Consider the following 13,562-nt stretch of genomic DNA (forward strand, 5'->3'; position numbering starts at 1 on the left):
GAATACCTCGGTCGGATAGATGACCAAGTAAAGGTGCGCGGTTTTCGGATCGAACTCGGAGAAATTGAAGCAGCACTCAGCCAATATCCAAACTTGCTCCAAGTCGCTGTTACGCTTCGAGAAGACATTCCGGGTCAAAAGAGCTTAGTGGCTTATATTGTTTCTCTTCACGAACCAGCACCAACTTTTAGTGAACTGCGGCATTTTCTGAAAGAGCGACTACCACACTATATGGTACCTAGTGCTTTTGTAATTTTGGAGTCCTTGCCAGTGACACCGAATGGCAAAGTAGACCGCAAATCATTGCCAGCACCAGACCTCAATAGTTTGATTCAAAAAGCAGATTTTGTAGCTCCTCGGACTCCTACGGAAGAATTACTAGCATCCATCTGGGCTGAAGTCTTGGGAGTAGAGAAAGTGAGTATAAATGACAATTTTTTTGAATCAGGTGGGCATTCTTTACTGGCGACTCAACTGCTCTCAAAAGTGAGTCATACCTTTGGGCTGAATCTGCCTTTATCGAAGTTATTTGAAGCTCCAACTGTAGCCGATTTTTCTAGCTACATTGAAGCAGTTTCTTGGGCAACTCAAAATATCGAAACGAACAACACAACTATTAATAACCGAGAAGAGGTGGAATTTTAATGAATACAATTGAGTTTATTAATGATCTACGCAAGCTGGATATCAACTTATTTATGGAAGGCGAACGCCTGCGTTGCAACGCTCCTGAAGGGACTCTCACCCCTGCTCTCAAGTCAGAAATTAGCTCCCGCAAATCTGAAATTATCTCCTTTTTGCACCAAGCCAATAATCAAACGAATGCCAGTGTGATCGCTCCTATATCCAGAACAGAAAACACCACCTTTCCTCTTTCTTTTGCCCAACAGCGTCTTTGGTTTCTAAACCAGTTACAGCCGAACAGCGCGTTCTATAATATTCCTCTTGGCTTCCATTTTAGCGGTCAACTCAATATTGCCGCTTTAGAGTCAAGCTTGCAATTACTCATCAATCGCCATGAAATCTTACGCACTAACTTTATTGCTGTAGACGGAGAACCAGTTCAGGCGATCGCTGCCACTAGAGATTTTACGCTACCAGTCGTGGATTTTCGTCCTCTGCCAGTAAGTGAACGAGAGATTGAATATGAGAAATTAGCTTCTCAGTCAGTAATGTATGTGTTTAATCTCGCCCAAGACCCTCTAATCCGAGCAGAATTAGTTCAGCTTACTCCAACAGAAAATGTTCTACTGCTAACAGTTTACCACATTATCTTTGATGGTTGGTCTGTCAATATCTTTGTTCAAGAGTTAACCACAATTTACTCAGCTTTAGTTGAGCATCATGCACCAACTCTGCCTGAAATCAACCTTCAGTATGTAGACTTTGCTGTGTGGCAACGGCAGTGGTTACAGGGAGAAGTTTTAGAATCTCAACTCGCTTACTGGCAGCAAAAACTAGCAGGGATGCCAGCACTGTTAGAATTACCAGGCGACCGTCCCCGACCTACTGTACAATCCTTTCGCGGAGAAACTCAAGTTTTTACCCTTGAGCAAGATATCAGTGAAGGACTCGTAAGTTTGAGTCAGCAGCAGGGGGTCACGCTTTTTATGTTGCTTCTCACAGCGTTTAAAGTATTGCTCTACCGCTACACCAACCAGTCCGATATTGTTGTTGGCACTCCTGTAGCGAACCGCCAGCACTCTCAAACCCAAGGAATGATAGGATTTTTTGTTAATAATTTAGTGTTACGCACTGATTTATCAGACAATCCTACCTTTCTCCAATTATTAAAACAAGTTAGAGGAGTAGTGCTAGAAGCCTACGATCATCAAAACGTGCCGTTTGAGAAGTTAGTAGAAGTGTTACAGCCAGAACGTAACTTAAGCTATACCCCGTTGTTTCAAGTAGCTTTTGCTCTGGAACATGAGCCAGAGGCCGCTGTAATTCTTAAAGATTTAACAATTAATCTATCTGAACCTGGAGAAAATCATACGGCTAAATTGGATTTAAGCTTATCGTTGCATAAAACCGAGCAGGGGTTAACAGGGGCATTTGAATATAGTACAGATCTCTTTGATGCCACGACCATTGCCCGCATGATAGAGCATTGGCAAACGCTGTTAGCAGGTATTGTAGCGAATCCCGAACAAAGGCTATCAGATTTACCCCTTTTGACGGCGATTGAGCAACACAAGTTATTAGTGGAGTGGAATCAGACTCAACAAGATTACTCTCAGAATCTATGTATTCATCAAGTATTTGAAAAGCAGGTAGAACAAACATCAGATGCAGTAGCAGTAATCTTTAAAGATCAGCAGCTAACCTACCGAGAACTAAATGCCAAGGCTAACCGATTAGCACGCCATTTACAAGCACTCGGGGTAAAACCAGAAACACTGGTAGGTATCTGCGTAGAGCGTTCCCTAGAGATGATAGTAGGACTGTTGGGCATTCTCAAAGCGGGTGGTGCTTACGTCCCCATAGACCCTGCTTATCCCTCCGAACGCATTACCCATATGCTTAATAATTCGCAGCTACCAGTTCTGTTAACTCAACAAAAACTGGTCGCCTCGTTACCAGAGCATCAAGCACGGGTAGTTTGCTTAGATTCTGATTGGCAAGAAATCTCTACTTTAAGTGAGCTTTCTCCCATCACGGACTTGACAGCGGAAAATTTGGCTTATGTGATTTACACTTCTGGCTCAACCGGAAAACCTAAAGGAGTTAAAGTTGCTCATCGAGGATTGTGCAATTTAGCAACAGCACAAATTAACCTATTTAAAGTTCAGCCAGATAGTCGCGTTCTCCAGTTTGCTTCGATTAGCTTCGACGCTTCTATCTCAGAAATTGTCATGGCTCTTTGTGCGGGAGCTGCATTATGTTTGGGAACCGGAGAGGAGTTACAACCCGGACAACCTTTATTGCTGCTGTTACAGGAGCAAAGGATTACTCACGCTACCCTTGTGCCGTCAGCACTCGCCGTTCTGCCGACTCAAGAATTACCAGCTTTAGAGACTATTGTTGTTGCGGGAGAGCCATGTCCTCCTTCTTTGGTCACTCAATGGGCTGGAGGACGGCGCTTTTTTAATGCTTACGGGCCAACTGAATCCACTGTTTGCGCTACGGTTGCACAATGCTTTGAAGGCATGGACGTGCTGCCAATTGGTCGTCCGATTGACAACGCCCAAATCTATATTCTCGATCGCCATAAACAACCCGTTCCTATCGGTGTTTCCGGAGAACTTCACATTGCTGGTGTGGGACTAGCAAAAGGTTATCTCAACCGTCCCGAGCTGACCCAAGAGAAATTTATTCCCAATCCCTTTAGTAATGAACCAGGTTCTCGCCTCTACAAAACCGGCGACTTAGCCCGCTATTTACCAGACGGCAATATTGAATTTCTCGGCCGTATCGACAACCAAGTAAAAATCCGAGGTTTCCGCATCGAACTCGGAGAAATTGAGGCTGTACTGGCAAAACATCCGAACGTGCGCTCAGTGACAGTCATTGACCGAGAAGACACACCTGGAAACAAGCGTCTCGTAGCTTATCTAGTCTCTAACCTTATTCCAGAACGTGTCCCTTATCACACTGAATGCCAACTAGAACTAAACGGTAACGCCATCACAATCCACACACAGGATATCTCCACTGGCGGCGTTGGTTTGGTGGGGATGCCAGCTATCGAGCGAGGTAAAAGCGTCCGCGTGCATATGCAACTACCCGGAGAGAGCGAATCGCGCTGGCTTTCTGGGACAGTAGTTTGGTCACGTCCACCACAGGCGGGGATTCGCTTTCATCTTACACCCAGCGAACAGGCTCAAATCGAGCAAAGCGTAGATTATCAGTTGGACACTCAAGACTTGTGGAAAACTTTGCAGCGTACAGTGACTCGCAACCTGCGCGACTACCTGAAACAAAAGCTACCTGATTACATGATACCGAGCGCGTTTGTGCTGATGAAAGCGCTGCCGCTGACACCCAACGGCAAAATAGACCGTCGCGCCTTACCCGCACCAGATAACTTTCACAACGAACAGGAAGACCAATTTGTTAGCCCTGGCACTCCGACTGAAGCAAAAATGGCTGCTATCTGGGTTCAAGTTCTGGGATTAGAAAAGGTCAGCATTAATGATAATTTTTTTGAATTAGGAGGACACTCACTGCAAGCAGTTTCACTCGTATCCAAGCTCTCAGTAGAGATGAACCTTAAAGTTTCAGTCAAGCTTCTATTTGAGCATCCCACTATAGCTAAATTAGCCAAAGCTATCGAGCCACTGTTCACCACTGAGCCATCTGTCAACTTAAAAGAACTTCAAACCGAAGTTGAAAAACCGATGGGTGCTTCTGTATCCAAAATTACAGACTTTTCTGAATTTTTTAAACTAGAACAGCGCTCTTTACTATCCTTGTTAGCTGTAGGAAAAATAGCATCAGTTAATTCAGCAGCTCTGGGTTATATTCCCTTTTCCTTATTAAAACAAACAAGCTTGACTCGCAATGAAATCCTTCAAAAGTGGTTTGAAAACCTTCCGATGTGGGATGCTGTTATGGAAACTAAATGGGGTCGAATAGCGGGTCTAACCCTCCCCATATTCGAGGATGAACTATACAGCGACCAGCAAACACTTGTACAAATGGTTGTTGAATCTTTAGAAATGGCGGGGCGAATCGGTGCGAAAACTGTTTCCTTAACGGGTTTAATTCCCTCGGCAACCGATTACGGTCATGCGATTGCTAAAGCTATTGAAGGGCGTAACGACTTACCAAAAATCACTACGGGACACGCTACTACCTGCTCTTCTGTTGTTCTGACCATTAAGAAACTTTTACAGATTAGTAACCGTTCTTTACAGGGAGAGAAAGTCGCTTTCATCGGATTGGGGTCAATTGGAATTAATACCCTGCGCCTGATGTTAAAATGTTTGCCGCATCCTCAATCGATTATAGTGTGCGATATTTACAGTAAACTGGAATCGCTTCAAAATCTTCAACGCGAACTGAGCGGTGATTTAGGATTTCGAGGTTCTGTTCAAATCGCTACCTCTTCCTCTTCATCGGAACTCCCACCGGAAATCTACGATGCTACCTTAATTATTGGGGCTACCAACGTCCCAGATATTCTCGACATCAAGCGAGTGAAACCGGGCACTTTAATTGTTGATGATTCTGGCCCACACTGCTTTTCTCCAGAACAGGCGATCGATCGCTTTGAGAAACACAAAGATATTCTGTTTACCGAAGGTGGAGCGCTTCACGCACCTGACCCGATAGAAACGGTCATCTACCTACCCGAATCAATGAAGAAAAACATGGAGGAAGATTCATGGTCAGACGAGTTTAAGCCTACCAATCCCCTAAACATTATGGGGTGCGTTATGTCCAGTCTCCTCTCTTCTCGTTTTGACAATATCAAGCCCACTGTAGGATTGCCAAATCTGGAAACTTGCGTGCAGCACTATCAAGGTTTAGAACGGTTGGGTTTTCAGGCCGCCGACTTACATTGTGAAGGCTATGTGTTGGAAGTTGAGCCAAAATAACCGCCAAATAGCAGAAATTAGCCATCATGCGTAGTCTTAAGAATCTCCGCCCCTTTAAAGGTGGAATGGGTGTTTTTCTTCTGGTCTGGTTCGGACAACTAATATCTTTAATTGGGTCGGGTTTAACTAATTTCGCGTTGGGAGTCTGGGTGTACCAGCGCACGGGGTCAGTCACCCAATTCTCGCTAATTTTGCTATTTGCTATGCTACCCAGTATCGTAATTTCTCCAGTAGCTGGGGCAATTGTTGACCGCTGGAACCGACGATGGTGCATGATTCTGTCTGACTCCGGGGCGGGGATAACTACAGTGGCGATCGCTTTATTACTCGTTGCTGGCAACCTTCAACTTTGGCACATCTACCTTGCAGTTGGCCTCAGTTCCATATTCAAAGCCTTTCAGTTACCCGCCTACACTGCTTCGACCTCTTTATTAGTACCGAAAGAACAATTACCTCGCGCTAGCGGTATGGTTCAGTCAGGAGAAGCTTGCGCCCAACTAATCTCGCCATTGCTGGCAGGCATCTTGCTAGGAATTATCCAACTTGAAGGTATCATTGTAATTGACTTTACCACCTTCTTATTTGCCCTCACCAGTTTATTATTGGTTCGCTTCCCTGATGCTAAGACTGATGCCGTTCCAAAAGAGGCGAAAACTTCTCTCTGGCAAGAGGCAATTGAAGGCTCGACTTATCTTTTTGTTCGCCCCGGACTTTTAGCCTTGCTAATTGTATTCGCCCTCAATAATTTTGTTCTAGGAATGATTGAGGTTTTATTCACGCCATTGGTACTTTCCTTTACTTCTGTCACCGTTCTCGGAACTATTCAGTCGATCGGCGGTGCGGGGATGCTGCTGGGTAGTGTAGTTATGAGTATTTGGGGAGGTCCCAGAACTTTAATTCGTGGCGTATTTGGTTTTACTTTTCTCAGTCAAATGTGCATTTTAGCATTGGGATTACGCGCCGATGCCGCCCTTTTTGCTCTGGCTTTCTTCTTGTTTTTCTTCAGCTTGCCTTTCATCAATGGCTGGTGCGATGCTATCTTGCTCCGAAAAGTGGCTCCCGATATTCAAGGCCGGGTCTTTGCGACAATCAATATGATTTGTTGGTCGTGTATTCCCGCTGCTTATGTTGTGGCTGGTCCTCTAGCCGAACGAATCTTTGAACCTCTAATGGCGACTGATGGTTTATTAGCTGGAAGCATCGGTCAACTCATTGGCGTCGGGCCGGGTCGAGGTATTGGCCTGCTATTTATTACGATGGAAATTCTAGCTATAGGGGTGACAGTTGCAGTTTACCGATATCCGCGCTTGCGGTTCATGGAACGCGAATTACCAGATGCGATTTAGGGCTTGGGGAAAGCTGTGAGTGTATCGGTGTTGATTCTCAGCCGGCGCGGTAGCTTAACCAATTCCTGCGGGTGATGGTTGCGATCGCCAGTTACTGGAGTTTAGACTAAAAAACGAGCGCATCTAAAAGTAGCTGCCTTTAAATATCCGGCAAGCTGTTACTCAAAAACTCAAGAGGGAGAAGATTAAATAGGGCTTGCTGAATATATCGATCGCACTTGACGTAGCCTGGGTTATGCCATGGTGCGATCGAGAGTTAGATGCAAAAAAAACAGGTAAAATAGATCGAAACCCGTGCATCACCACCTGCGATCGTGTACAGAAAAGCTGAGCTTGCCCCAAGTCCCCCATCCGACTTTGAACTGCCCTTCGGAGGGAATTTGTTACCAGATAACCGTTGGGTAAAAATGGCCAAAATAATCCCATGGTCTGAATTTGAATCAGAATATGCGGCCAACTTTCCCGCAGACAAGGGTGCACCAGCCAAATCATTTCGGATGGCATTGGGGGTATTAATTATCAAAGAAAAATTGGGAATTAGCGATCGGGAAACAGTCGAACAGATCCGCGAAAATCCCTACCTACAATACTTTATCGGTCAATCAAGCTACAGTAACGAGCTGCCATTTGACCCATCTCTATTAGTACACTTTCGGCAACGAATCAGTCCGAACCTGATTAATAAAGTCAACGAGCGCATGGTCGAAAAAATGCGCTCCATCACCCCAATCAAACCCGAAAAAAGGATTCGGACGCCAAAAATGAGTCACCCAATCGCGGAAAATTAATCATAGATGCAACCTGCGCCCCAGCCGATATTAGTTATCCGACCGACTTAGGATTATTAAACCGAGCCCGAGTTCAAACAGAAAAAATCATAGACATCCTGTATAAACAAATAAAAGAAAAAATCTATAAAAAACCAAGAACCTACCGTAATTTAGCAAGAAAAGACTACTTAGCAGTAGCGAAACAAAGACGATCCACCCGAAACAAAAGAAGACAGGCAATTAAAAAACAACTTCAATACATCAAAAGAAACCAGGCTCATATTGAACAGTTAATCGATTCAGGTGCGAGCCTAGAAGGTCTGAATAAAAAGCAATATAAAACCTTGCTAGTCCTCACAGAAGTAGCTCGCCAACAACAGTGGTTATTTGACAACAATAAACAGAGTATTGAGGATAGAATAGTAAGTTTAAGCCAACCCCACATTCGTCCCATAGTCAGAGGAAAAGCCGGAAAAAGCGTAGAGTTTGGAGCCAAACTATCAGCCAGTTGTTTTGAAGGATATGTATTTTTAGACCGGATGAGCTGGGACAACTTTAACGAATCAGGAAACTTAAAAGCCCAAGTATAAGCATATCATAGGTTCACAGGATATTATCCAGAATCAGTTCATGCTGATCGCATTTACCGAAATCGGGAAAACCGAGCATGGTGTAAAGAAAAAGGAATTAGGCTCAGTGGGTCCCCTCTAGGAAGACCAAGAACAAATATGAATAAATCAAAAAAGAAGCAAGCGTTGGAAGATGAGAGGATTAGAAATGCAATTGAGGGCAAATTTGGACAAGGTAAACGAAGATTTGGCCTGAATAGAGTGATGGCAAAACTTGATAATACCTCTGGTACAGTTATTGCAATTACTTTTTTGGTAATGAACCGATGCTTCCTGGTGGCGCCGGGTTTTTTGTGTGTTTTTATGTCTATTTGGAAAAAGAATGCCTGTTTTTGGGTTGAAGATAATCTACAATTATAATTGGGTGAAATCAATACAGAAAAAACTTATATTTAACCAAGCTTGAATATATCGATCGCACCTGTTCTTGGCTGGCGATCAATTATTCAGCAAACCCTAGGTATCAAGGCGCTTGATTTTTAGGCTTTCCTGAGTTTGTGGTGATAAACAAACCGCATATCCTTACTCCAAGGGCATCACAGAATCGCGAACAGTTGTGTCTTATACCGTATCCACCATAAACCCAGGAGAGCCGATTTTTACCCGATATTCGACTGTGCCGATTGCTCACATTGCTCCTGTTGTTGTGGCGGTTTTTGTGGAGGCGATCGACGCCGGAAAAGTCACAACAGCCGATGTTGTGGCAGTTGTCGGCGAGGCAGAACTTGCCCGGTTCAAGCGGAGTGCCGCTCGTTGCCCCGTTTTTTGATTTCTTCGCGCTCACACGGAATGAACCAGGTGATCGGGTTGATGTGAAAGCTCGATCGCCCGCCAGCAGACTTATCTGTTCGCGACTCGCACCTTGAGCGAAGCCGCAACCAAAAAAATTAGCTGATTTTTGGATGCCCTAAAGTCAGGCAAGTGCCGTATAAAACCAGGCATTTGCTGTACAAAAGAGCGTGAGAATGCAGGCTTTTGCAGGGACTGCACTTTACCTGTATTTACCCGAAAATATCCGGCAAACACCTGAATTTTTCCGTCAACTTGCTGCTTTTTTGTGTCGAGCGTGCATTAGCCTGTTGAGGCTTGTTTTGGCTGTTCTCTCTCGGTAGCAAGCAATGGTTTTGTGATCACAAACCGGGCTTTTACGTGCTGACAAAAAATATCCCCCCCATCAATATTGAGCATATTGCTTACCCGCAGTTCAAACCTTATTGATATGGAATAAGGAACGACTCGCGAGTGGCTACTGAAGCCCAAATGCCTCCATAAGAGCGGTAAGGTATGGGACAGGGACGGCGAACTATTTTTTTGTGGGAATATATTAGCGATCGCTCTTTACGCCTAGAGATTGCTGCTTGTATTAATCAGGAGGTGAATTATAACCGCCATTAATAGGTGGGAGTCGAGCGACTGCTGTAAACCGACCGACTGTTGTAAACCGAGTCAGGGGGTAAATTTTTATCCGACTGTCAAGCTTTATCAGACAACAACAGTTTAGCCGATTGCAAAGCGCGAGTCCGCAACAGCAATTTATGCGACTGTCAAGGCTGACATAACGGCGGCTACGCTGCCAATTTTTTCGCACTTGCTCAACTTGATTTTAAATTCAACTTTCCAAGCCACAACTTGACTATTAAATCAATTCACTTTTTGTTAAAAACGCTAAAAAATAGCTAATGTTGTGGAGCGTTAAAATCAGGGATTTGCAGTATAAAGTCAGGTGTTTGCAGTATAAAATCAGGGAGATTACAGGCATTTGCAGGGGCTGCACTTTACCTGCAAATGCCTGTAAATATCCTGCAAATGCCTGCAATTTTCTGCCAAATTACTGCTTTTTTGTGCTGTTCGTGTCTTGACCTGTTGGGACTGGTTATGGCTGTTCTCTCTTGGTAGCAAGCAATGGTTTTGTCCGTACAAAGCTTTATTTATTACTTTTAAATAAAAACAATGCACCTCCCATGAATAGAGATTACTGCCTGTACTCATCAGGTGGAGAACTATAACGAGCATTGATAGTTGGGAGTCGATCGGCTGCTGTAAACCCAGCAGTCGTTACCTCACGGCTGCTGTAAACCCAGCAGTCGTTACCTCACGACTGCTGTAAACCAAGCCGCAGTTCCCTCACGACTGCTGTAAACCAAGCCCACCGTTTCCTCACGACTGCTGTAAATGAAGCCGCTGTTCCCTCACAATTGTTGTAAATCAAGCCCACCGTTTCCTCACGACTGCTGTAAACCGAGTGCGTAGGAGGTCACGGAGCTTCGAGTACAAGATTGAATTAAAGCGGAGGGAGCGAATAATTCGCAATCCTTCATCCGACCTTCGTAATTATTCGGTTATTGGGCCTCTCACGACGGTAAATAATTTACGAGCAAAGAAAAGAAACAGCTTTCCTTTATTTCAAACATGGGACGATCGTCCCATGTTAATTACGAATGAAGAAGTGCTCGAAGGGCGGAGTATGCGTTGACTTTTACAGTTGCCAACACGATAGCCATCGACTGTAAGTAGCGATCGCTCGAAACGCAGGAATTTGCCGTAATAAGTCAGGTATTTACTGTACAAAATCAGTGATGATACAGGCATTTGCAGGAACTGCACTCTACCTGTTTTTACCCGAAAATGTCCGGCAAGAGCCTGCTTTTTCCTGTCCCTTTACTGCTTTTTTGTGCAGAAAGTGCCAATTCCTGTTGGGACTGGTTATGGCGGTTCTCTCTCGGTAGCAAGCAATGGTTTTGTCCGTACAAAGCTTTATTTATTACTTTTAAATAAAAACAATGCACCTCATGAATGGGGAATCCTAGCCGCCTGGTCAGGTTTAAGACTTTCTTAAGCTTTAATGACAAATGTAGCTAACTGTAATACAAATTAAGCTGAATATTATACAGCTATAAAAAATAAGAGGGAGAAAGGAGCTGACAATGCCCTCGCCTGTCGAGCAAACACTTTAAAAAGCAAATGGATCGATTGTCAGTTATTGAGTAGCGCTCGCAACCAGTTATCCTCAAATGGCGGGGGTCACTTTACGCCCCTAGTTTGCTATTTTGGGATGAAGTTGAAAGTAGTTATAGGTTTATAAAATGAGATAAACTCAACTATTTTTATGACTATGAAGCTCAAAAAATTGCCTCACAGTCAGCCCAATCAGTCAAATCAGCCAAATCAGAGACTTTCGAGTCGGCTGGAACTGAGATTGTCTGACTCAGACTACAATCAAATCAAAGCAAGAGCAGAGCAAGTCAATTTGAGCATGAGCGACTTCATACGCCGTGCAGCTTTGAGGAGAACCATGCCGCGCCCTCTAGCTGCATTTGACTTGAAAGCCTATCAAGTTTTATGCAAGATTGATGCCCAATTGAGAATTGCCGGAAACAACCTCAATCAAATTACTAAAGCTTGCAATAGTGCCGTAGCATTGGGAGAACCAGTTGTTGTCAATACAGGACTCTTAGAAAGCGTACAGCAACTCATTCGAGAAAACGGAGGTACAATTAAAACAATAGTTGCAAACCTTGCCAAATCTACAGTACGCTAACTATTAACAAGCCTGGGCTTTACCGCCTGAGCAATCGATTCTGTGCAACTGACGGCTTTTCGGTTATGATTGGCAAACAAATCAAAGGTACAGGCTTTCGAGGCTGTCTGAACTACGTGCTGGGCAAAAAAGACGCCGCTCTAATTGGCGGTACTATGTGCGGACAAACTCCTGAAGAACTCGCTGCTGAATTTGCCATCGCCCGACAACTAAGACCTAACCTGAAAGTAGCAGTTTTTCACGCCACTTTATCTGTCGATAGCACCGAAAAACTAGAAGATTCTGAAGAAAATGACCAACGCTGGCTGGCGATTGCAGCCAACTACATGAAAGCGATGGAATTTGACAACAACCAGTACGCAGTTGTCAAGCACAGCGATACAGAACACGACCACATTCACATCGTCGCCAGTCGCATTTGCCTAGATGGAGGCGTTGTTGACGATAGCTGGGACTATTACAAAAGCCAAGAAACTATTCGCCAACTCGAACGGAACTACAACCTGGAAACTGTTACACCCAGTTGGGAAACAGACAAGCGAGCTCAGACTACAGGAGAACACAGGCAATTAAAAAGCAAGGGAAACAAGAGCGTCAGGGTGCAATTGCAAGACTTAATTGATGAAGTAACCCAAGACAACCCAAGTATGCCAGAATTCGTTGAGCGGTTGCAGCAACAAGCCGTAGAGGTGCAAGTAACACTAACTGGAATCGGCTTCAGTCAAGGCATTTCTTACAATTTAGATGGAGTCGCTTTAAGTGGCACTCAGTTGGGTAGAGCCTACACTTTTTCTGGATTGCAGAAGCATCGAGGCGTTAGCTATGACAAAGGGCGAGATAACGCCCTAATTGAGGCTTTAATGCAGTCACAACACTTAGCTATCGCCCCCAGTGAGGCAGAGGAAAATGAGTTAGAGTCGTCACAATCCGAGTTAGCAGCAACCCTATCTGCAACAGCCAATGAGTTAGAGTCGTCACAATCTGAGCTAGAAACAACCGCACCTGCAATTCCTGCAACAGCCAATGAGTTAGAGTTGTCACAATCTGAGCTAGAAACAACTACACCTGCAATTCCTGCAACAGCAAATGAGTTAGAGTTACAACTGTCTATCCTGCCTGAAAGGAATGAAACTCAGTGGCAAAAAGTCCGATCGCATCTAGCAGTCGAGTACAGTTTACCTTTAGAATTGCTCGATTTATTGCACTCTCATTCTTGGCTGTATGCCGCCTCTGAAAAGGCTGTCTTTACAGGACGGACGCTTGAGGGGGCACCCAGGCTCGCTTTTGTTCTAGATGAAAGAGGCAACTTTACTACAACCCATCCCCTGTCATCTGAAGCTGCTTTCTGGGTAGCCACTACCGGAGAAATTGAGCGAGCTGTGATTGCCTGTAACCCAATCGAAGCCCTTTCAATTTTGCTGATTGAACAGGATAACTCTACAACAGCACCAGCGACACTTTACCTAGGAATTGAACGAGCTTCACAACTGCCTATACAATTCTTACAAGAACTCGATAGCATTATTATAGCGATCGCAGAAGATTATATGCTCGCTCGAAATGCGCTTGCGCTGCTACCGAATGCAGAACTTGTCAATCCACAGTCAAGTTGGAATGATATCTGGATACAATTAATTGAGCAAGAACAGCAAAATATTAAACCAAATAACCAACCTTATAAACAGCGCATCCAAGACATCGAACTGGATTAATTGTTGCTACCTTAAATTTGTCTA

Annotated in this window: 7 protein-coding genes and 1 pseudogene; 7 read left to right on the forward strand and 1 reads right to left on the reverse strand. The window is 44.4% G+C overall.

The features are described 5' to 3' along the window. From QT996_RS26960 to QT996_RS26980, 5 genes and pseudogenes are all read left to right on the forward strand, one after another. The coding region (locus QT996_RS26960; RefSeq protein ID WP_333050418.1) for a phosphopantetheine-binding protein at positions 1–645 on the forward strand (645 nt) is incomplete at its 5' end. Next, positions 645–5,543 carry an amino acid adenylation domain-containing protein gene (locus QT996_RS26965; RefSeq protein ID WP_333050420.1) on the forward strand — a complete coding sequence of 1,633 codons (4,899 nt, stop codon included), beginning with the start codon at positions 645–647 and terminating at the stop codon, positions 5,541–5,543. The genes QT996_RS26960 and QT996_RS26965, both read left to right, overlap by 1 nt. Positions 5,544–5,569: 26 nt before the next feature. Then, complete coding sequence (locus QT996_RS26970) at positions 5,570–6,889, forward strand: MFS transporter (protein ID WP_333050421.1); 1,320 nt, start codon at positions 5,570–5,572, stop codon at positions 6,887–6,889. 314 nt (positions 6,890–7,203) lie between these two features. Beyond that, positions 7,204–8,694 (forward strand): annotated as a pseudogene (locus QT996_RS26975) (IS5 family transposase). Between the two features lie 150 nt (positions 8,695–8,844). Then, entirely contained in the window at positions 8,845–9,057 is a 213-nt protein-coding gene (locus QT996_RS26980) for a hypothetical protein (RefSeq protein WP_333050423.1), read from the forward strand. Positions 9,058–10,691: 1,634 nt separating this feature from the next. Here QT996_RS26980 and QT996_RS26985 read toward each other — a convergent pair. Then, positions 10,692–10,877, reverse strand: a complete 186-nt coding sequence (locus QT996_RS26985; RefSeq protein ID WP_333050424.1) for a hypothetical protein — start codon at positions 10,875–10,877, stop codon at positions 10,692–10,694. A gap of 517 nt (positions 10,878–11,394) precedes the next feature. On the opposite strand from QT996_RS26985, the gene QT996_RS26990 reads away from it, so the two are divergent. Continuing rightward, positions 11,395–11,826, forward strand: coding sequence for a plasmid mobilization protein (locus QT996_RS26990; protein ID WP_333050426.1), 432 nt, complete (start codon positions 11,395–11,397; stop codon positions 11,824–11,826). Between the two features lie 65 nt (positions 11,827–11,891). Further along, positions 11,892–13,538, forward strand: a complete 1,647-nt coding sequence (locus tag QT996_RS26995) for a relaxase/mobilization nuclease domain-containing protein (protein WP_333050428.1) — start codon at positions 11,892–11,894, stop codon at positions 13,536–13,538. Positions 13,539–13,562: the final 24 nt, after the last annotated feature.

The sequence above is a fragment of the Microcoleus sp. S13C4 genome (assembly GCF_036700865.1).
Taxonomy (GTDB): Bacteria; Cyanobacteriota; Cyanobacteriia; order Cyanobacteriales; family Microcoleaceae; genus Microcoleus.